Raw genomic sequence first — 22,159 nt, forward strand, 5'->3', positions numbered from 1 at the left:
GAAGTATTTAAAGATGTAGATAAATATCGACGGCCAGATATAGATGCTTGATCAGCGGTGAGCATATACAAATGACGGCCACGAAAAACGTCGCCATCAACGTTGGAGGAGATATCATTACAGGTGTCATGGGTAACCGAGCGCTCAGGGCACGGAGCGTCGTACCGACGAACGTGGCGTTATCCATGCGGGCAAGGGGCTATTTGTCAGTTCGGATGCGCAGGCCAAAGCACAGGGCAACGTGCTCATTAATGTGGATGAGATGCTGAAACAAGAACTGAACCGAATTGGTGAGCAGGTAAAAGCCAGCGGCCAGGCTGCCAGCACTGAAATTAATGGTGTAAAAGCTTGTGCTGAATTTCACCGGACATGAAGTGCTGAGCGAGCCGTTATGGTAGAATATCTGGTTTACCACCCCGCAGGCCCGTATCGCGAACTTTTTACCTCGTGGCGGGAAACGGACCTGGCGTTCATTCGGTTCATTCTATCCGAAGTGAGTAAAATACCACTGAATAGAATAATAAATAGGTTTGCAATGTTAATGTTTCTGTTGATTTTTGTTTTGCTCATGCTTATTAAAATAATGGCTTATCGTAATGCATAAAATGATTTTATAAGGAGTGGCCGGGGAAGGTTTCAACTGGTTATTTACGTGCCTGATTATAGAAAATATGGTGGTGCTGGAGGAGTATTGCAGTTATTTTCCAATCAATTATTTTTATTGTGTATGATGCGAAGTGAAAAATTAAAAAGTTGAGCATGGTTTTTTTGTCAAAATCAGTTTTCTGACGATATGATACCAAAATGGCATGGGCAAAATGTGATTTACCCAACAAGTGATGGGGGGAAAGAGTGGAATCTGCCTGAATGTGACTAAAAATCTGAATATCTAAATTTATATACCCTGGTGGATGGTATTCAATACGATCGTTTCTTTGATGAGTCGCTTAAGGAAGATAAAGGCGTTCGCTCTCTTTTTAGTTTACCGGAAGATAAGATTCTCGCTATTGCCGGACCATGGTTGCTGGGTAAGATCATATAAAACGCCTCGCTGTCGGTACCGCCATAGTGATGCCCCACGTCGAACCGAAGATAGTCCAGCCCAAGCTCGCCAACACACCACATCAGCGCCTGCACGTTAGAGGAGGTTTTTCGGCCCCAGATAGTCAGCATCGGGATCTCCAGAGAATAGGGAAAGAAGGATCAATGGATAATCTCTTCATCACCGCATTTGTCGGTAGCGCCATTTGCCTTGCGTTAGTCCTGCTCATTTTCAATAAAGTGAGATGACTGCCAGTGGCTGGAGATCAATGATGCGGGATACTTACCTAACGACGGGCTGTTACCTTATCGAACGTTCAAGGAAAATACAGGAGGGATAACGGGCAACTTACTCCGTATCACGACGCTATCGCCTCCCTTATTTTTTATTGATGCAACGGTTGGTCGCAGGCCGCGAGGATTGACTCATGCATCGCTTCGGAAAGTGTCGGATGCGCAAAGATCATCGACAGGAGACTTTCATCTGTGGCCTCCAGGTGACGGGCGATGCCAAACCCCTGGATCTGTTCCGTGACCTGTGCGCCAACCATATGCGCGCCCAGCAATTCACCCGTTTCAGCATCGAAAATGGTCTTCACAAAACCCTCCGTCTCGCCGCTGGCCAGCGCCTTACCATTGCTCTGATAAGAGAACTTACCGATCCTGACGGGCCGTCCCCTGGCCAGGGCCGTCGATTCCGTCAGGCCCAGACTGGCAACCTGAGGCCGGGAATAAGTGCAACCGGGCACATAGTCGCGATCAAGCGGGTGGGTGCCTTCGACACCAGCCAGTGTCTCAATGCAGATCACGCCTTCGTGGCTGGCCTTGTGCGCCAGACACGGCGGGCCGGCTACATCGCCGATGGCATAAAGCCCAAATACGTTAGTGCGACAAGCCGCATCCGTCTTGATAAAACCGCGGTCTAACTCGACGCCCAGTGCTTCCAGCCCCAGATCTTCAATATTCGGCTGTACGCCAACCGCCAGCAGCACGCGTTCGACTTCCAGGAAAGATTCGGCGCTCGTATTTTTCATTGTACAGCGCACCCCGGTATCGGTGAGCTGTACTTGCGTTACCTGGGTCTGGGTATGGACCTGAATCCCGCGCTTTTCGAATGACTTACGCACCGCCGCTGACACTTCGGCATCTTCCACGGGCAAAATCTGCGACGCTAGCTCGACCAGCGTCACTTTACAGCCCAGATCGTTATAAAGGCTGGCGAACTCGACGCCAATCGCGCCTGAACCGATGATTAATAGCGACCTGGGCAATCGCTTAGGCTGTAGTGCCTCGTAATAGGTCCAGATATATTCGCCATCTGGCTCTATGCCTGGTAATGCGCGTGGTCGGGCGCCCGTGGCCAGGATCACGTGATCGGCCCGGTAATCGTGCGCTTCCCCCCGGGCATCCGCTACCGTTATTTGTCCCTTACCGCGCAGCCGCGCGGTGCCATCAATCACCCTCACGCCATTTTTCTTCAACAGGTACTCAACCCCGCCGGTGAGCTGTTGCGAAACGGCACGGCTAAACTGCACCAGTTTCTGCAGATCGACATTCACCTCACCCACGCTGATGCCCAGCTGACTGGCATGGGTGATACTGTGCGCGACCTCAGCGCCATGCAACAGCGCCTTGGTTGGAATGCATCCCCAGTTCAGGCAGATGCCGCCCAGATGTTGTTTTTCCACTAAGGCGGTACGAAGACCTAGCTGGCCGGCACGGATGGCGGCCACATACCCCCCAGGACCCCCGCCGATGATCAGCACATCGTAATTATCGTGCATAGCTCGTCTCCTGGATAAACATCAGGGTTGGGGTTTCAGTCAGTCGCTTGAGTTCCCGGAGAAAAGCTGCACCTGCCGCCCCATCGATGACCCGGTGATCGCAGGATAGCGATACCGTCACTTGGTGGCGCGCGACGATTTGCCCGTCGCGTACTACCGCCCGCATCTCGCCGGTGCCAATGGCGAGGATTGCGCTTTGCGGTGGATTGATGATGGCGTCAAACTGCCGGATGCCGAGCATCCCCAGATTTGACACGCTAAAGGTCCCCCCCTGGAACTCTTCCGGCTTCAGCGTGCCCGCTTTGGCCCTGGTCACCAGGGCGTGAATTTCGGCCGATATGTCGCTGATCGATTTCCGGTTCGCCGAGCGAACAATGGGGGTAATTAGCCCGTCAGGCAGCGCAACGGCCACTGAAATGTCGGCATCCACAAAGCGGCGGATACTTTGTGTCGCTTCATCAAACTGGATGTTGACGTCTGGCACGGCCACCAGCGCCAGGGCACAAGCTTTCACCAGCAGGTCGTTAACCGAAATCTTGACACCGGGTACTTCGCGGTTAATTTCCTGACGAAACGCTAACAGTCGTTCCAGATCGATATCGACACTCAAACGGAAATGGGGAGACTGTTGCTTAGAGGTTTGCAAGCGAGAAGCGATAGCCCGCCGCATACCGGACATGGGGATGCTCTCAAAGGGTGTCGGGGCACTCTCCTGCACAGGGCTGGTCTGCGGGGGCCCGTCGAGCAACAACGACGCAGCCAGCACATCATCGCGACTCACCCGACCGCGTGAACCGCTGCTTCGGCAGTCATGCAAGTTGATACCCAGCTTGCCGGCCAGGCGGCGCGCCAGCGGGGTGGCCGATACCTGGCTATCATCGGCATGCGAGCGGGGCGCTTTGCTGCGACGAACGGGTGGCGTCGGAGAGGCCAGGCGACCGCCGGCGGCAACGATCGCGCTTTCCAGATCAGAAACAGAGATACGATCCCCGCGTCCGCTGCCGCGGACCTTTTTCAGGTCGACACCCCAGCGGGCAGACAGTCGTAACGCATGGGGCGTGGCATTAACCTGAGTCACATCAGTCACGCCTTGCAGACTGACGGGAATGACGGTCTGCCCAATAGGGGGCTCCGGACTGTTGGATGGCGGCGAAACAACGGAAGGTGGCTTACCGCCTGCCTGTGCCGCTACGTCCGGCGCGGCAGCCTCCGGGCCAGGGGCTGCGGGTTTCACTGTCGCCAGACTGGCAGCGAATTCGTCCAGTTCAGCATCGCTGACCGAAGCGTCAGCCACCAGAGCCAGCACGGCGCCAACCTGAAGCGTCTCACCCTCCCGGGCGATTATCCGGCGTAATGTACCGGCAAAAGGTGCCTCCAGCACATTGACGATTTTACTGGTTTCAATCTCACAGATTTCCTGTCCTCTGGTGAAATCGTCACCCTCCTGGATTGCCCATCGAGCGAGCAAGCCTTCCTCCATGGAAAGCCCCCACTTTGGCATTTCAAGCGTCTTGATTTCGCTCATAGGTTAATCCTCCAGCACTTGACGGACGGCGGCTTCGATACGTTCAACGCCAGGGATCCAGAGTTTTTCGAGAGCAGGGGAGAACGGGACCGGCGTGTGTGGCGGCGTTACCAGCAGTACGGGCGCTTTGAGGAAATGGAATGCCTGGGACGCAATCAGCGCCGCGACATCATGAGCAAAACCGAAGCGTGCAGCGGATTCGTCGACAATCACTACCCGCCCCGTGGAAGCCACCGATTCCAGAATACCTTCCTCATCCAGCGGCGAAATGGTTCGCGGGTCGACCACCTCGACCGAGATCCCCTCTCTGGCCAGTTTGTCCGCCACCTGGTTTGCTTTATGTACCATTGCCGACAACGCAATGATGGTGACGTCCTCTCCTTCGCGAGTGTAGTTGGCTACACCTAGCGGGATGGTATAGATCTCGTCCGGTACCTCGCCCTTGAGGTCGTACAGCATTTTATGCTCGCAGAATACCACCGGGTCGTCGTCGCGAATGGACTGGATTAACAGACCCTTGACGTCATAAGGCGTCGAGGGCACCACCACTTTCAGTCCAGGCGTGGTGGCAAAGATATTATAGGGTGACTGTGAATGCTGGGCCGCGGCGGAAAACCCTGCGCCGATCATCCCTCGCATTACCAGCGGAGCTCTGGCTTTGCCACCAAACATGTAGCGGAACTTAGCCGCCTGGTTATACAGTGCATCGTGGCTCACACCAAAAAAATCCATGAACATCAGTTCCGCGACCGGCCGCAGCCCCGTCGCTGCGGCGCCGGCCGCCATACCGATGATGGCTGACTCGGTAATGGGCGTGTCGATCACCCGATCGGAGCCGAACTGCGTCCACAGCCCTTTAGTGACACCCAGCACACCGCCAAAGGCTTCAATCTTTGCCTCTTCGGGCGCATTTCCGCCATGACCGCCACGCAAGTCTTCACCGATGAGCACTACGCGTTCATCGCGCTCCATTTCCTGAGCCAGGGCTTCCTTGACCGCTTCACGATAGGTTTTTATTGTCATGGTTATCACCCTCAGTATGAGACGTACACGTCTGTCAGCAGGTCTTCCGGAGCCGGGTAGGCAGCGGCGCGGGCCTTCAATACGGCATCGTTGACCAGGGCTTCTACTTCCTCGTCAATCGCCGCCAGTTCTTCCTGGGTGATATGCTGCTTGACCTTAGCGGTGAAAATCTTCAGCGGATCATGTTGTTCACGCAGGCGTTGCACTTCACCTTCCGCGCGGTATAGCGCGGGATCGCCTTCAAAATGACCATGCCAGCGGAAGGCTTTGGCCTCAATGACGCTTGGGCCACCGCCTTCTCGCGCACGCTTGACCGCCTCTGAGGTTGCCTCATAAACGGCAAAGAAATCGGTGCCATCGACGGTCACTGCCGGCAGGCCGAAGCCAGCGGCGCGCCGGGCGATATCACGCCCACCCACGGCGTAGTCATGGCCGGTCCCTTCGCCGTAACCGTTGTTCTCGAAAATAAAGACGGCTGGAAGCTGGAGCACGACGGCCATATTGATGGCTTCAAAGACCAGGCCCTGATTAGAACCACCATCGCCCGTAAAAGAGACACCGACGTTGCCGGTTTTTAGCGTTTTTGCCGTTAGCGCGGCGCCGATGGCCAGTGGAGGGGCTCCCCCAACGATAGCGTTCGCCCCCAGCATTCCTTTCGACAGATCGGCAATGTGCATCGAGCCACCCTTACCGCGACATAACCCGCTGTCCTTACCGAATATTTCGGCCATCATGCCGTGAATGTCACAACCTTTAGCAATACAGTGGCCATGTCCACGGTGTGTTGAACCAATGAAATCTGCGCTCGTTAAATTTTCGCAGACCCCCACCGCGATGGCCTCCTCACCGGTATAAAGGTGAATGAAGCCCGGAATATCACCGCTGGTATTTTCCTGATGCAACCGCTCTTCAAAGGTCCTGATCTCCCGCATCTTGCGGTAAGCCTGCAATAACGCCTGTTTGCTGAGCATCGTTTAATTCTCCTCAATAAAGGTCACCCAGGCGGGGCCAACAGACAGGGCGAATAACCCTGGCCACACCCATGCAATGAATCTACGAGCGGTTAGAGAGAGTGCGAAGCCACCTTCATGGGGGGGTAGGTGGGGGTTTTCATGCTTGAGGTCAAACTTTCTAAATTTTGTGTGGCCATAAAGTTTGCCTGCCCCATGTCATCCCGGTGGCTGGCGTACAATTGAAAAAAACAAAACGAGTAGACACCACGGATGAAGCCATTGGATTTAGAAGGTCGCCAATCACCCTCACTGGTCTCCGGGCCATTGCGGCTGACGCGAGGCTTGCCGTTAATCCTGACCAAATTCGTCCCGCCTCGCTCCTCAATACAATTGCTGGAGCGCCCCCGGCTTCTTCAGCTTCTCAGTCCCGTTCAGCAGTGCCGGTTGGGCGTCGTCTGCGCCGGCGCTGGATTTGGCAAAACCACGCTGTTGGCGCAATGGCATCAGCAGATGGTCGCCCAGGGTGAACGTATCGCCTGGCTGAGCCTCGATGAGGATGATGATGACGTATGGCAGTTTATTCCTTATCTGCTGCAAGCATTGCGTCCACTCTATGCTGACTGGGACGCCGATTTCTGGCGTGACATGGAAGAACAGAAGCTCTCCAGCTCCGAGCAACTGCTGGCCGGGCTCATTAACCAGCTACACTATTGCCCGCATGACGTATACCTGATCATCGACGACTTCCACGTGATTAACGATCGTGGGGTCTATGAAGCCGTGGGGTATTTAATCAAGCATGCGCCTGCCGCCTTGCATCTGATCATTGGCAGCCGTTTCCACCCGAATCTTGCGCTGAGCCAGCTGCAGGCCCAGGACCAACTGGTGGAAATCTATGATCGAGACCTGCAATTCACGCTCGAAGAAACAAAACACTATTTTAGCCGCACGGTTGCGCTACCCCTCAGCAACCACCATGCACAGCGGCTACAGTCCGTGACAGAGGGCTGGATTGCAGGGATGAAGATCGCTTCATTGTCCGCAGAATTACAGCATGATCCCGAGCATCTGTTGCGCAATATGCATGGAGGAACACGGTCTATTGCCCGCTATCTGAAAGAGGTGGTACTGGATCCGCTGCCGGAAGAGGTTCTCGATTTCCTGGTAAAAACGTCCTTCCTCAGTCGGTTAAATGCCGAATTATGCAACGCAGTGACAGGACGAGATGATAGTAAAGCGATGCTGACATGGATTGAGCGACACAACCTTTTTTTGTCAGCCCTTGACGAACAAGGCTACTGGTTCCGCTACCATCCTCTGTTGCAGGAAAATCTTCGGACCATGCTGCAGCAGAACAACGATATTGATCGCAAACAGCTACATGAATTAGCCAGTCATTGGTTCGTCGAACAGAAGCTGTGGTCTGAGGCGGTACGCCATGCGCTCAGCGCAGGCAAGCCGGTGCATAGCCCCGTACAGGACGGCGCAAGCGCTCAGTCACTGGCGGAAGAAGGGGATATCGATACCCTGATTTCATGGATGCATCATTTACCGCCCAGTACCGATCCTTCGCGCATTGACCTGCAAATTAATCTGGCCTGGGCACTGGCGCATTATTTCCACTTTGATGAGTCGAGGCAGCTGCTTGATAACCTCGATCAGATGGTACTTCATCATCGTGAGGATTTAACCCGCAGCACCTGGTGTAAATTGCGGGTTGTGCGGGCAATTTGCGAAGCCTTTGCGGAAAACATCCCGGAGAGTCTGGCTATTGTTCAGCCGTTGCTGGCCGAAGTGCCCTGCGGCGACACCTGGGTTGATGGTCTGATATGCAATATTCTCAGCTATTGCCATGTTGTTAACCAGCGCTATCACGATGCGCTGGAGGTTCAACAGCATATGCCCTCTCCGGAAAGTCCTTTAGATAATCTGTTTGTCTCGGTTTATCGCGCTTTTATCATTGCCCAGTGCCATCTTTGTCAGGGCGATCTGGGGAAAGCCGGGTGGTACGCAGAGAAAACGTTGCGTCAGGCTGAATGTTATACCGGTACCCAGTCGACCAGTGGCGCGACGCTGGCGCCGCTGCTGGCGGAGATAGCCTATGAATGTCAGAGTGGCGACTCGCCCGAGCATCTGTTAGCCGACCGGCTCGAATTCATCGACCGATTCAGTCCACCCGATGCGCTGCGTCGTTGCTATACCTATCTCGCGCGTCAGGCCCTGGATGGCGATATGCCGTATGAGGCCGAGCGATTGCTGGAGCATGCGCAGCGTCTTGCGGTGTCTCGCGGCTGGCAACGGCTCCAGGCCATGATGTTAGCCGAGCAGGTGAGGGTGCGGCTGCAGCGCGGCAATGTCACAGGCGCAGAGCAACTGCAGCGACAACTTGAACAAATGGCCGCCAGCTTCAGAATGGATGCCGAACATCCCTGTCAACGCGCTATCGCTCTGTCTGCATCCCTTAGCCACTGTCGCCTTCTTCTCGCCAGAGGCCAGGCGCCGCAAGCCTGTATTCTCCTGGCTGATATGGTCCCTGATCAGGAAAACCGGGGGGACAGGTTAACCGCAGCGCGTCTGCGTACGCTCTGGTCATTGGCCTTGTGGAACAGTGGCAAAACTGCCGCTGCGCGCACGACATTTCAGCCAGTCGTGCAGCTGGCTGAACAACAGCATCTCAAAGGCCTCTTTCTTGAAGCTGGCGATACCTTGCAACCTTTGCTTGCCGGTATGAATGAAACCTCTTCGGCTTGTACTGAGGAAGGGATAGTCCATGAACCCTGGGCCGGCAAGCGCGCGCCTGCAGATGGAACACCGTTTAATAGTGGAAGCCCCGATATTCATGGGGAACTCAGCGAGCGAGAGTTGCAGATATTACAACTGATCGCTGAAGGTCAGATGAATAAAGAAATTGCTCGCACCCTCGTTATTTCTGCTGAAACGGTCAAATGGCACATCAAAAATATCTACGCGAAGCTCAAAGTGAATAGTCGCACTCAAGCGATGAGCCGGGCGCTGGAGATGAAATTACTGGATTAATGGTTTGAAGAGGGAGGGCTGGACGAAGAATATTATTAAGACGGCGTTGCTTATCTTACAATGGGGCGGCTAATGTACGGAATCCCTGAACATCTTTAAAACTATAGGGCAGAATCGTCTATCGGGATGGGGTCAGTCCAGCCCATTAAATCAGCTGTCGTATTGAGTTGTCTTACCTCTGTCCTTAAACCTAACTGTACACACCTCACAGACGTTAGGCCAGACTAGCAATTTTTGAACTAACTTGTTAATAACCTTAATATTTTTATAATTACCCCATTTATCAATGACAGAAAATATTGCCCATCAGTTAACCTGAATGATAGGGTTACTATGCTGGTTGACATACTTGTCGTTGATATCAAAATGAGGGTCAAAAATGAGTGATGTATTTATAGATAGGACCAAAAGAGCAATACAAGACCGGGCTGGAAACAGGTGCTCAAATCCTGATTGTAGGGTATTAACTTCTGGGCCAAATGCGCATCCAGAAAAATCAACTAAGATAGGTGTCGCAGCCCATATTACTGCCGCATCTCCAGGTGGCGCAAGATTTGATCCATCATTAACAACTGAACAACGAAGGTCAGCGGAGAATGGTATTTGGTTATGCCAAACCTGTGCTCATTTTATTGATACTGATTATTTAAATTATCCAGTGAAACGTTTATATGAATGGAAAATTCAGGCTGAATCTGATGCTGAACGTGAAGTTAAACGTCTCCCTAAAAAAACATCCATTGACGAATCACGCTATCGCGAAAACCAAGAAGAGGGATGGATTTGTCCTTTCTGTGGGACAGTAGTTGGACTCGGGAAATTTGTTTGCTTGGGATGCCATGCAGAGGTTGTTCCCGGATTAACTAAGAATGAACGTATTGAGCAAGCTAAAAAGGGGATGATGGCTGGTTTTGCGTTATCTGCTATGCTTTTATATATAATTCCAAACTGGATAATATCTTATTTCAAATTGTCAGTTTCATTATCCGGAAATGGGTTTTTATTTGTTTTTATAAGTGCAATTATTACATTTGCTTGTGGAAGAACATTTGTATATTTGTCTGAAAGATCACGGATGCAGAATCCGCCTAGATTTTTCCGTAGTTCAGTTAGATAGCCTCAGGTTATGAATTTTCATAATAAATAAAATTGGGTGCTGTAAATTTTATTAATTGTCATGTGAAGAATAAATGATATTTATTTTGGTAATCTTTCAAGTCAATAATTATCTTACACCCAGGCGGGTTTCATCGGACAGGTTTTTTTGAAGAGTTGTAATGCTGATAATTTTGGCATAAGCCCTCCTGCTATTATCTCGCAGTTTCTCTCTATAACAGTGCAATTCAAAAAATATATTTGAATTTTCACATATGAAAGAAGCAAAGCTTCTCTCTACGTCTTGTATGGACAGCGAGATAATCTAGAGTAACCTTCTATATCAGGAAGCCCTGAAGACATTCACAGGGCTCATTCTGTTAGAGTTAATATTAAGCTGGAGGTAGCGCCCAAAGTTCTTCAAGGTTCACATCGTCGCTGCTGGGTCGATGCTGTTTCAGCAGTGGGTCAATTTTCAATATCATTGGAAGATCAAAAGCGGTTCCAGTGACTACGCAGCAGCCCTTGGCTAGAGTCGGTATGAGAGCCTTAGAACTGGAATCTAACGTGCTAATTGTATTATCTAATAGCATAAGGTCGCGATCGTTAACCAATCGGTGTATGAAGAAATTGTGAATCTGGGAAACAATAGTAGGTGAAATGTCTGCAGGCCGCTGACTAGATAGTGTGAGGTATACGCCATACTTGCGTCCCTCCTTAATTATTTCTTCAAAGAGTTCAAGCCGGTAGTCTTTCCAGATTTCATGCTCACGGGTGGACTGCTCTGACAAAATATTGTGTGCCTCATCAATGATAAGGTGCAGAGTCCGGCTTGGAGGGCTTTTAAGATTCTCTGCATCTTTATGATTTGTGTATAAATTTTTGGCTACAAGCAGTGGCAAGATCTTTTTTATCTCATTCTTGCATTTCTTTAAAGAGATGACATGTAAGAGATGCGGAGGTTGTGGCACATCAACGATTTCAAGAACATTACGCAGAGCCGATATAGATGATTTGGCCCTAGCTAGCACCGGTTGAATGTGTTCGTATTGGGCATAGCCAAATACAACATCTGAACAGAGTTGGAGGTAGCACCGCAATATTAGTTCGTCGAATTGATCAATTCCATCTAAATTAACACCCTCATCAATAATGGGTTTTATATTCGCGTCAAATCCATTGCCATTTGAATTATAGTACGTGCCGCTGGCATGCTTAAAATACTTATCTTTATTGTAATAAATAATTCCTTTTAAATGTTCTTGAAGCAATTCGCAGTCAATCATGCGTGCAATTTCACGGCTCAAATCCAAAGCATCTGATTTCGCTTCACCTGTACTAAAAACTTTTTCAAAAACCTTTTCTACATACCTTTTGAGTGGCGTGGTCTTAAATTTTTCTTTACCAGATAGAACGCGACGCAGAAATGGCTGTTGTGTGTTCGTAGTTGCCTGAAACAAGAGGCTTAGGGTTTCGACATCCCAAAAATGAGCGCCTTCAATCTTGAATTTGTGCTTTGCTTTTTTAGAGTCCAGCACTGTGATTTGCTTATTCTTAGCTGGTAGTAGCTGATCTTCCGTGTATTCACCATTAAAATCTATGATAACGAAGTGGCTCTTGTGCTGTAATGCTTGGAGTCGCTCATTAAAAAGTGTAGTATAAAGTTTAGCTAGCGTATTAGATTTACCACTCCCGGTGTTACCAAATATGCCCAAATGGCTGTTGAATAATCGCATCCATGGGAGGTTGATGGGTACATTCTCCTTGAGCATAGAGCCAATAGAAAAGCCTGTTTTACCGTCCGCCCCATAAATTTTCCCTACCATAAGTTCGCTGAGTAGAGATGCCTTGTCTCGGATCATCGGCATGTACTTCACACCTTCAAAAAACTTATCATCTACTATATAACCAATGGGGCGAACATCAACTTTTCGTACATATTGGACCTTCTCGGCATCAGTCTCTAGCCTTTTCTCATCCAAAAATTCACCTTCAACAAGACAGACAATATCTATAAAGCCTCGCTGAATAGATACGTGCTCCCGAAGTGAAATACCTCTGTACTTAACTCCTCCGTAGAAAATAGTCTCATGATTGGAGTCTTCAAAAATTCGAAGGGAGATACGCACTCCACTCACTGCAATGACCTCACCTACGATGATACTCATATCAGATCCTCCTCTTCAGCTTTTAATGGAGGTTCATAAGTGTCTGGCGTGAGTGATAAAACATATTTATTGAAATTGGTGAAGTCCATATTCATATCTTCAGCGGGCCCAATTACTTGGACGTTTTTCCAAGATTTAAATTCTTCCCGCATGCTATTTGCACTATTGTTGCTATAACAACAAATAAAAGTATGAAGTTGTGGGTTGGAGAGGGAGCGTTGGATCAGTCTGAGAATGTGTTCATCAGCAAACGAAAAGCCAAATGTTATGAGTATAGAATTTGGTTTTTCAAGCTCATAGCTTAATAGCCTGAGCATCTGGTAGTAGTGTTCTTCGAAGACAGTTTCGTAAAACTTCCACTTAGTGGGGTTGACAATAGGCAGCTTATTGTACTCCCCCCAGAAAATATCTATCTGGTCTTGACTGAATGCCAAGGATGGAATGCCTTCGGTTCTGTTACCATCGACACCAAGAAATTCTGAATATCCATTTAAATTCCCGAGTGTCTCTTCTGTCAAAAGGTTACTAAAATCATTGCGGTAATTGACTTCAATCTTATCACCGCTTTTTGACCAGTAAACCGAACCGTGAAGATGGATAATGTTTAGCTGCGGGATGCCATAGTTGCTTCGTTCAAATACTCCAGTTTGACATTGAAAAGTACTGAAGTTTTTGGAATGAAGATGCTTTGTGTGAAAACCGGAGGTACCATCATTCACCACAAAATCATGTGATCCCTTCATGAGAAGGCTGTCAGCTGTATGGGACAGGCATCCATCATAGTTTGTGGTAAAAATATTGATTTTGCGGTTGAGGTCTTTCCTTCTATCCAACAACCCCAAAAGGGTTGTTAAAAAAATCTCATAATTCTTGAGATTTTCTTTTCCTTTATTCGTTGTAACTAAACTTGGATTGAATGTCTGCACTGGAAAAATACATGTGTTGTAGTAGTGCATGAATAACGCGGTTTGCTTCTCTGGCGAGTTTTCAAACTGTGTGGCGAGCGTCTCGATCGTTTCTCGCCGTCCCTCTGCATTCTTGATGGCTAGGGACAGCGTCGGGAACAAGTCTGCTGAAGCGCCTGAGCCAATCAGTATGTTGATGTTCTTATTGTATATATCCAGTGGCTGGATAGCCTCAAACATACTTACCTCCCTTATTTAGTTTTGTTGAAAATAGCATCGAAGTGTAGGCAGGCCAAGCTTCGGCTTCTGCACAAATTTTGTAGCAATGTTCACTACTACTCTGATTTTTCGACTATTGTAGCCGATGGCATATATTGGCCTCATACCGGCCTAAACATCCAGACTGACAATAATCTTTTTCGAGGCTGTCTTTCAAAACATTAAGCTCGTAATAATCAATTCCTTCGTAAAGTACTAGTATAATCCGCATACCACTGCATCATCTCCCTCCTCCCTTCAAGATACAACGCATGGTTGTACGTCCCGCGAATCGCATACTTCTCGACATGCGCAAGCTGGGTTTCAATCCATGCTCTATTGAATCCTTCCTCATGCAAAATCATACTCATCGTGTGGCGAAAACCATGCCCCGTTACCTTCCCCGTGTATCCAATCCGCTTGAACACCTGATTTATACTCGCTTCGCTCATCGTTTTGCGGGGATCATTCCTCCCAGGAAACACCAGAGGATATTGCCCAGATATCACCTTGAGCTGCTGTACGATCTCTAGTGCTTGGGTAGAGAGGGGGACAAGGTGAGGCCGTTTCATCTTCATCGGTCGGCAGGAATTTCCCACACCGCTTTCTCAAGATCAAACTCACTCCAGAAAGCACCTCGAAGCTCGCCGGTACGAACTCCCGTAAGGATCAGCAGACGTGCTGCAAGAACAACTAACGGGCTCCCTGTGTAGCCTGCGAGAGCTTTAAAGAAGTCTGGTAACTCCTCAACAGTCAGGAAGGGATAATGCTTCGATTCATGCCCTGACATCGCGCTGGTTAGATCCGCTGCAGAATTGTATTCCGCACGACCGGTAACAATGGCGTAACGAAAGACTTCGCTGCAACGCTGGCGAACCTTCTTGGCCTTTTCTGTCGCGCCACGGCTTACCATTCGACGCAGCACATTAAGCAGAACCAGCGGTTTGATTACATTTACCGGCTGCTGGCCGATATAGGGGAAAATATCTTTATTGAATGCTTCGATGATATCGGAGGCATAACCTTCTGACCATCGGCTCACCTTTGTTCCGTGCCATTCAAGTGCCACTGCATGAAACGTATTATTGAGCTGCACATCCCGAACCAGCTTTTCTTATTTCTTGGCAAACGATGGATCGATACCCTCGGCCAGCTTTTTCTTAGCTTTATTGCGCAGTGCCCTCGCTTGTGCAAGGGAAACTGCCGGATAGACCTCAAAGGCCATACGCTTCTCTTTTCCATTGAAGCGATATTTCATCCGCCAGTATCGGGAACCAGAGGGAACAACTTCAAGATACAAACCAGCACCATCTGCCAGCTGATAGGCTTTCTCTCTGGGTTTAGCCGTGTCTACCTGTCTCGCATTAAGTTTCATTGGGGGCATCTCCCAGGACCGAACACAGAATGCCCCCGCTTATGCCCCCAATAGGTGCTTGATTTCGGTTGAATCAAGTTGATAACGGAATATAAGAACCGGGCTACAAAGCGCAGTATTCTTGGGTTTAATTGATTTCGGTTTACTTGGGTAGCGTTTGAAATGGTGCCGATAATAGGAGTCGAACCTACGACCTTCGCATTACGAATGCGCTGCTCTACCAACTGAGCTATATCGGCCCTGCAAGAGGTGTTCACGAGCGTGAATCACGAGGCAAAAGGTTAGAACTTAGCGGGCGATGCGTCAATAGCCAGTGGAATCAACTGCCTATTTTTGCATCGCCCTTTCTCATTTACGCACGAATGGTATCGTCGCCGAAACCAATCCACTTATAGGTGGTTAACGCTTCCAGCCCCATCGGGCCGCGGGCGTGCAGCTTCTGGGTGCTGACCGCCACCTCCGCGCCAAGGCCGAACTGGCCGCCGTCGGTGAAGCGCGTGGAGGCGTTCACGTAGACGGCGGAAGAGTCCACTTCATTGATAAAGCGGTTGGCGTTACGCAGGGTGCGGGTCAGGATGGCGTCGGAGTGCTGGGTGCCATGTTCCCGAATATGGGCGATAGCCTCATCCATATCAGCCACCACTTTGACGTTCAGATCCAGCGACAGATACTCATCGTCATACTGCTCCGCTTTCACCGGCTCGACCTTCGCCGGGCCGTTCTGCAGCGCGGGCAGGGCGGAAGGGGCGGCGTGCAGGGTGACGCCGCTCTCGGCCATCTGCTTGCTCAACGCCGGCAGGAAGGTGTCGGCGATGTTGCGGTGCACCAGCAGCGTTTCCACGGTATTGCAGGTGCTCGGCCGCTGGGTCTTGGCATTGACGATGATCTTCAGCGCAGGGGCGATCTCGGCGGTTTCATCAACGAAAATATGGCACACGCCAATCCCGCCGGTGATCACCGGGATCGTTGACTGCTCGCGGCACAGCTTGTGCAGGCCAGCGCCGCCGCGGGGGATCAGCATATCGATGTATTTATCCATCTTCAGCATTTCGCCCACCAGCGCGCGATCCGGGCTCTCAATGGCCTGTACCGCGGCGGCCGGCAGACCGCACTCCTGCAGCGCCTGCTGGATCACCTTCACCGTGGCGGCGTTGGTGCGCCAGGTCTCTTTCCCGCCGCGCAGGATCGCTGCGTTGCCGGTTTTCAGACACAGGGAGGCGACGTCGACCGTCACGTTGGGTCGCGCTTCATAAATCACGCCAATCACCCCCAGCGGGACGCGGCGACGTTCAATACGCAGACCGCTGTCCAGTAGCCCGCCGTCGATCACCTGGCCGACCGGATCGGCCAGATTGCACACCTGGCGCACATCGCTGGCGATGCCGCTCAGGCGCGCCGGGGTCAGCGCGAGGCGATCAAGCATCGCTTCACTCAGGCCATTGGCGCGAGCTTCGGCTAAATCTTCCGCGTTGGCGCGCAGAATATCGTCGGTCTGCGCTTCCAGATAATCGGCGATCTTTTCCAGTACCTGGTTCTTTTCCCGGCTGGAGAGTAACGCCAGCTGCCAGGAGGCCGCTTTGGCGGCAATGCCCATTTGTTCCAGCATTTTCAGCTCCTTAACGGATGATCATATCATCGCGGTGGACGGCCACCGGGCCGTATTCGTAGCCCAGAATGGCATCGATTTGCTGCGAGTGCTGGCCGGCGATAAGGCGCAGCGCGTCGCTGTTGTAGCGGCTGACGCCGTGAGCGATATCGCGTCCTTCGCTATTGCGGATGCGGATCACTTCGCCGCGGGAGAAGTTGCCGCTGACGATTTTGATGCCTTTTGGCAACAGCGAGCTGCCTCTTTCGAGGATCGCCTGAGTCGCGCCCGCATCGACGGTCAGTTCACCGGCTGGCGGGGCGCCGAAGATCCAGCGCTTACGGTTCTCCAGCGGAGACTCCTGCGCGTGGAAGCAGGTGCCCACCGGCAGGCCTTCCATCGCATGGCCGATGACGTCCGGGCGGTTGCCGGCGGCGATAATGGTATCAATCCCCGCGCGGCAGGCGACATCCGCGGCCTGCAGCTTGGTGCCCATGCCGCCGGTGCCGAGTCCGGAGACGCTGTCGCCGGCGATGGCGCGCAGCGCGTCGTCGATGCCGTAGACGTCTTTAATCAGCTCCGCCTGCGGGTTGCTACGCGGGTCGGCGGTGAACAGGCCTGGCTGGTCGGTTAACAGCAGCAGCTTATCCGCCCCGGCGAGGATCGCGGCCAGTGCGGAGAGATTGTCGTTATCGCCCACTTTGATTTCCGCGGTGGCGACGGCGTCGTTTTCGTTAATGACCGGGACGATGCTGTTATCCAGCAGTGCGCGCAGAGTGTCGCGGGCGTTGAGGAACCGTTCTCTGTCTTCCATGTCGGCGCGGGTCAGCAGCATCTGGCCAACGTGAATGCCATAGATAGAAAACAGCTGTTCCCACAGCTGGATCAGACGGCTTTGTCCCACCGCCGCCAGCAGCTGCTTGGAGGCGATGGTGGCGGGCAGTTCCGGGTAACCAAGGTGCTCGCGCCCGGCGGCAATGGCCCCGGAGGTCACGATGACAATACGGTGTCCCATGGCGTGCAGCTGTGCGCACTGGCGCACGAGCTCAACGATATGGGCGCGGTTCAGGCGGCGGGACCCGCCTGTTAAAACACTGGTGCCCAGTTTTACCACCAGCGTCTGGCTTTCACTCATGATTCTCTGCCGTTCAAAAGGAATATCGATATCGAGCTGATGTTGTAGCAGGAGTCGGCCCGCTTGCCAACACCCGGGGCGGCGGGCGCGCCATTTTATTGCGCGGGATCGGGCATTCTGGAGAGGGGATGTGACAAAAATATGTCAGATACATTTAAATACTCTTTTTTATAAAAAGTTCCACCTTGTCATAAATATTTAATCTCCCGGCGTTAAAAAACCTCCTGTTTTTGATGGGCGAGCGCCCGCAATTGAATAGCGCGTATAAATAAATCACCAGGACTGAATAATGAAAAAGAGTACTCTGGCATTAATGATGATGGGCTTTGTGGCTTCAACAGCGACGCAGGCAGCGGAAGTTTATAACAAGAACGCGAACAAACTGGATGTGTACGGCAAGATCAAAGCCATGCACTACTTCAGCGATTATGACAGCAAAGATGGCGATCAGACTTACGTGCGTTTCGGTATTAAAGGCGAAACGCAGATTAACGACGACCTGACCGGCTATGGCCGTTGGGAATCTGAATTCTCGGGCAACAAAACCGAGAGCGACTCGAGCCAGAAAACCCGTCTGGCATTCGCCGGGGTGAAGCTGAAGAACTACGGCTCCTTCGATTACGGTCGTAACCTTGGCGCCCTGTACGACGTGGAAGCCTGGACCGATATGTTCCCGGAATTCGGCGGCGATTCCTCTGCCCAGACCGATAACTTTATGACCAAACGCGCCAGCGGCCTGGCGACCTACCGCAATACCGATTTCTTCGGTCTGGTGGATGGTCTGGATATGACCCTGCAGTACCAGGGTAAAAACGAAGGCCGTGAAGCGAAGAAACAGAACGGCGACGGCGTTGGCACCTCATTAAGCTATGATTTCGGCGGCAGCGACTTCGCCGTCAGCGCGGCCTACACCAGCTCCGACCGTACCAACGATCAGAATCTGCTGGCCCGCGGCCAGGGTTCGAAAGCGGAAGCCTGGGCGACCGGCCTGAAATATGACGCCAACAATATCTACCTGGCGACCATGTACTCTGAAACCCGCAAGATGACCCCGATCAGCGGCGGTTTTGCCAACAAAGCGCAGAACTTTGAAGCGGTGGCGCAGTATCAGTTCGACTTCGGTCTGCGTCCGTCCCTCGGCTATGTGCTGTCGAAAGGGAAGGATATTGAAGGGGTGGGGAGTGAAGATCTGGTTAACTACATTGACGTGGGCCTGACCTACTACTTCAACAAAAACATGAACGCCTTCGTGGATTACAAAATCAACCAGCTGAAAAGCGATAACAAACTCGGCATCAACGATGACGACATCGTCGCGCTGGGTATGACCTACCAGTTCTGATTGACCGCAGAACCACCCGCCGCAGCCCTGGCTGCGGCTTTTTTTTAGCGGCGATTCTTCGCCAGATGCAGGGTGTCGCTGTTCATGGTGATCTGCGCGTTATACTCCTTCGGCAGACGACGCGCCTGATAGAACGCCGATTCCCAGTAAGGGTTGTCCAGCGAAGAGCGCATCACGCCCTGGCTGCTCGAGGCGTGAAGGAAATTATGATCGGTATCGTAAAAGCCAACGTGCATCCCGGCCCGGGTGCGGAAGAAAACCAGATCGCCGGGACGTAAATCGCGCTTATTGACCCGCACGCCCATGTGCAGCAGCTCGCGGGTGGTGATCCGCTCCATCGGCAGGTTAAAGCGATCCTTCAACGTGCGCCAGACGAAACCCGAGCAGTCGACGCCGCTTTGTTCAGTACCGCCCCATTCATAGGGGGTTCCCTGCCAGGTGTGCATCTGATCATGCAGGGCCGCCACCACCGGGATCAGATCGTCCGATCCGCTATCAATGGTCATATCCGCATGAGATTTTGTGTTCTTTGCCTGTTTCGGTGAGGAGGAGCATCCTGCCAACAACAAAAAAGGAATTAAAAAGAGAGCATGCGTCAGTTTTGGCTTCATATCGTTATTTTCGAAGTAGCAAGCAGACTGCTTTGTTTTATAGCCGATTAAAAAGAACGGCTGAATAAGCCGAGGCCGCCTTTACGTTTATTTACGATTAAAAATAAACAACCAGTCGAGAGATCACCCATAAAAGGCAGTTGTCACTTCCGAACGGCCTGTGCCAGGATTCTGATTAAACATTTCACGAGGCATTCCATGACGCATTACGCCATCTCTGGTGAGACTTTGCCCGGCGCCGCTTTCGACGCGGGGTGGATGACGTCTGCGCCTCATCATTGCTTCACCACGCTCTGCCCACCGCCTCCCCCTCCAGACCGGGTTGTTTTCGACGCTTAACGCCGTCTTTAGCAGGCGCTTACCTGCCGGTATGACGCTTGATACCTTGTGTTTGACGTTCTGGAGCATGCTATGCACGTTCGCTATTCTCTGCTCGCCTCGCAGGCGACAACGGCCATTTTTGTGCTGCTGTGGGGCAGCGCGGCCATCTTCACCCGCTGGGGACTGGACAACGCTTCGCCGATGGCGCTGCTGGTCTTTCGTTTTCTGATTGCCCTGGTCGCGCTGGCGCCGCTGACCATCGTCCGTCGGCGCTGGCTGCCCGCGCCGGGCACCCGCCTGCAGACAGCGGCCACCGGCCTGATGCTGATTGGCGGCTATTCGGTCTGTTACTTCGAGGCGATGGCTAACGGTGTGACGCCGGGACTTATCGCCACCATCATGGGGATCCAGCCCATCCTTACGCTTTGCGTGGTGGAGCGTCGCCTGCAGGGGCGGCGGCTGTCAGGACTGCTGATTGCCCTGGCGGGGCTGGTGCTGCTGGTGTGGCGCAGCCTGGCGGCCTCGCCGATGGCGATGGTGGGGATCCTGTTTGCGCTGGCGGCTCTGCTGCTGATGACCTTTGGCGCGCTGTGGCAAAAGCGCAGCCGTCAGGCGCCGGCGGATGTCCTGCCGCTGCAGTACGCCGTCAGTCTGGGGCTGTGCCTGCTGATTGCCCCGGTCAGCGGCTTCCAGTTTACTGTTAACGCCGGGTTGATTATTCCGGTGCTGTTTCTCGGGCTGCTGATTTCGGTGGTCGCCCAGCTGCTGCTGTATCGTCTGCTGAGCGCGGGAAATATTGTCAATGTCACCAGCCTCTTTTATCTGGTGCCAGTGATCACGGCGCTACTGGATTATCTGCTGCTGGGCAACCGGCTGCCGGCGGCGGCGATGGTCGGTATGGTGGCGATCATCGGTGGGATCGTGCTGGTGTTCCGCACCGCGAAGATCCGCGCCGGCTGATGGCGAGCCGGGCGCTGCGGCGTCCGGTTCATTTTCCTGTCATCTTTTTTACGCATGCTCCCGGCAGCTTATTTTGACCAGTAAGGGAAAGTACCATGGGCAACACGCTGACGATTTTTGATCTCGATAACACCCTGATACAGGGCGATAGCAGTACGGTCTGGAGCCAGTTTATGGTTCGCGAAGGGCTGGCGACGCAGAAGGGGTATCTTGCCCGCGAGGCGCGGTTAATGGCGGATTATGACCGGGGAGAGATGAATATCGCCGATTATGTGGCCCTGATTCAGGCGCCGTTGGCCGGAATACCGAAATCGGACGTTGACGCGCTGGTGGCCCGCTGCGTGCGCGAGGCGATCCTGCCCCGGGTCTATCCGCAGGCGTGGGAGCTCATTCGTCGTCTGCGGGCCGAGGGAGAGCAGATGCTGATTATCTCCGCCTCGGTTAGCCTGCTGGTGCAGGCGGTGGCCGCCGCGCTGGAGATTGATCAGGCGCTGGGCATTGACGTGGAGATGGTCGACGGCGGCTACAGCGGGGTCATTGCCGGGATCCCTAGCTATCAGCAGGGGAAGGTGGCGCGTCTGGCGCAGTGGCGCGAGGCGCATCCGCAGTATGACGGCGAGGTGACTTTCTATACCGATTCCATTAACGATCTGCCGCTGTGCCTGCATGCGGATCGCGTGCGGCTGGTCAATCCCTGTCCGCAGCTGCAGGCGGCGGGTGCCGGATATGGCTGGCCGGTGCTGAGCTGGCGGCTGGAATAGCAACAACGGTGAATAAATTAACGGCAGGGCGCACGAACCCCTGGCCGGGTAAGGCGCAGCCGCCACCCGGCGGAATAACGGTACAAGCGTAAATTTCCCTGTGCATACTGCGCCTGGCAGGGCTACAACTTCTATGTTATTTCCGGACAGATAGCGCTCCCAATATTTTTTCTGCGCTATGTCACTCATGGCGCAGGGAGCGCACAGGGGGCGGCCAGTCGCCGCCGCCCCCTGTACCCCCGGGCTCCGGCCAGCAAAATCGCCACTGCGTGGTGCCTTCG

14 protein-coding genes, 1 tRNA gene and 3 pseudogenes are annotated in these 22,159 nt (G+C 52.6%); 6 read left to right on the forward strand and 12 right to left on the reverse strand.

Going from position 1 to position 22,159, the window contains the following annotated elements:
* Positions 1-148: 148 nt before the first annotated feature.
* Positions 149-304: pseudogene (locus N438_RS28965) on the forward strand (type VI secretion system Vgr family protein); the annotation flags it as partial.
* Positions 305-1,023: 719 nt separating this feature from the next.
* Here the strand turns inward: N438_RS28965 and N438_RS14130 are convergent.
* The 5 genes and pseudogenes from N438_RS14130 to N438_RS14150 form a co-directional block, all read right to left on the reverse strand.
* A pseudogene (locus tag N438_RS14130) lies at positions 1,024-1,173 on the reverse strand (glutathione S-transferase); the annotation flags it as partial.
* Between the two features lie 254 nt (positions 1,174-1,427).
* Positions 1,428-2,825, reverse strand: coding sequence for a dihydrolipoyl dehydrogenase (gene lpdA, locus N438_RS14135; protein WP_039102881.1), 1,398 nt, complete (start codon positions 2,823-2,825; stop codon positions 1,428-1,430).
* On the reverse strand, positions 2,815-4,350 hold the full coding sequence (locus tag N438_RS14140) for a 2-oxo acid dehydrogenase subunit E2 (protein WP_114500434.1): 1,536 nt from the start codon (positions 4,348-4,350) through the stop codon (positions 2,815-2,817). Before N438_RS14140 ends, lpdA begins: the two co-directional genes overlap by 11 nt.
* Before the next feature lie 3 nt (positions 4,351-4,353).
* Positions 4,354-5,373, reverse strand: a complete 1,020-nt coding sequence (locus N438_RS14145; protein WP_002889881.1) for an alpha-ketoacid dehydrogenase subunit beta — start codon at positions 5,371-5,373, stop codon at positions 4,354-4,356.
* An 11-nt stretch (positions 5,374-5,384) separates the two neighbouring features.
* Entirely contained in the window at positions 5,385-6,344 is a 960-nt protein-coding gene (locus tag N438_RS14150; RefSeq protein ID WP_002889884.1) for a thiamine pyrophosphate-dependent dehydrogenase E1 component subunit alpha, read from the reverse strand.
* Between the two features lie 252 nt (positions 6,345-6,596).
* On the opposite strand from N438_RS14150, the gene N438_RS14155 reads away from it, so the two are divergent.
* The gene (locus N438_RS14155) at positions 6,597-9,362 is read left to right on the forward strand and encodes a LuxR C-terminal-related transcriptional regulator (RefSeq protein WP_116696345.1); all 2,766 of its coding nucleotides are present in this window, start codon (positions 6,597-6,599) and stop codon (positions 9,360-9,362) included.
* Positions 9,363-9,741: 379 nt separating this feature from the next.
* A complete protein-coding gene (locus N438_RS27495; protein WP_072057627.1) occupies positions 9,742-10,479 on the forward strand; it encodes a hypothetical protein in 738 nt (245 codons plus the stop codon).
* A gap of 370 nt (positions 10,480-10,849) precedes the next feature.
* On the opposite strand, the gene N438_RS14160 is transcribed toward N438_RS27495, so the two are convergent.
* The 6 genes and pseudogenes from N438_RS14160 to proB all read right to left on the reverse strand — a co-directional run bounded on the left by N438_RS14160 (position 10,850) and on the right by proB (position 17,883).
* Positions 10,850-12,625, reverse strand: a complete 1,776-nt coding sequence (locus N438_RS14160; RefSeq protein ID WP_046882020.1) for an ATP-binding protein — start codon at positions 12,623-12,625, stop codon at positions 10,850-10,852.
* Entirely contained in the window at positions 12,622-13,770 is a 1,149-nt protein-coding gene (locus tag N438_RS14165) for an SIR2 family protein (RefSeq protein ID WP_046882021.1), read from the reverse strand. The genes N438_RS14160 and N438_RS14165 overlap by 4 nt, the downstream gene beginning before the upstream one ends.
* A gap of 215 nt (positions 13,771-13,985) precedes the next feature.
* Positions 13,986-15,163 (reverse strand): annotated as a pseudogene (locus N438_RS14170) (integrase arm-type DNA-binding domain-containing protein).
* Positions 15,164-15,326: 163 nt separating this feature from the next.
* Positions 15,327-15,402, reverse strand: a tRNA-Thr gene (locus tag N438_RS14175).
* 113 nt (positions 15,403-15,515) lie between these two features.
* Positions 15,516-16,769, reverse strand: a complete 1,254-nt coding sequence (proA, locus tag N438_RS14180; RefSeq protein WP_004147253.1) for a glutamate-5-semialdehyde dehydrogenase — start codon at positions 16,767-16,769, stop codon at positions 15,516-15,518.
* 10 nt (positions 16,770-16,779) lie between these two features.
* Complete coding sequence (gene proB, locus N438_RS14185) at positions 16,780-17,883, reverse strand: glutamate 5-kinase (protein WP_008805306.1); 1,104 nt, start codon at positions 17,881-17,883, stop codon at positions 16,780-16,782.
* A gap of 289 nt (positions 17,884-18,172) precedes the next feature.
* On the opposite strand from proB, the gene phoE reads away from it, so the two are divergent.
* On the forward strand, positions 18,173-19,225 hold the full coding sequence (gene phoE, locus N438_RS14190; protein WP_008805307.1) for a phosphoporin PhoE: 1,053 nt from the start codon (positions 18,173-18,175) through the stop codon (positions 19,223-19,225).
* A gap of 44 nt (positions 19,226-19,269) precedes the next feature.
* Here the strand turns inward: phoE and N438_RS14195 are convergent, their stop codons facing one another.
* Positions 19,270-19,836: an NlpC/P60 family protein gene (locus N438_RS14195; protein ID WP_004191825.1), complete on the reverse strand. Its 567-nt coding sequence runs from the start codon at positions 19,834-19,836 to the stop codon at positions 19,270-19,272.
* A gap of 411 nt (positions 19,837-20,247) precedes the next feature.
* On the opposite strand from N438_RS14195, the gene N438_RS14205 reads away from it, so the two are divergent.
* Complete coding sequence (locus N438_RS14205; RefSeq protein ID WP_055323272.1) at positions 20,248-21,117, forward strand: DMT family transporter; 870 nt, start codon at positions 20,248-20,250, stop codon at positions 21,115-21,117.
* Positions 21,118-21,212: 95 nt separating this feature from the next.
* Positions 21,213-21,878: an HAD family hydrolase gene (locus tag N438_RS14210; protein ID WP_012542740.1), complete on the forward strand. Its 666-nt coding sequence runs from the start codon at positions 21,213-21,215 to the stop codon at positions 21,876-21,878.
* Positions 21,879-22,159: the final 281 nt, after the last annotated feature.

Source organism: Klebsiella sp. GL120222-02 (assembly GCF_003097195.1).
Classification (GTDB): Bacteria; Pseudomonadota; Gammaproteobacteria; order Enterobacterales; family Enterobacteriaceae; genus Klebsiella; species Klebsiella variicola.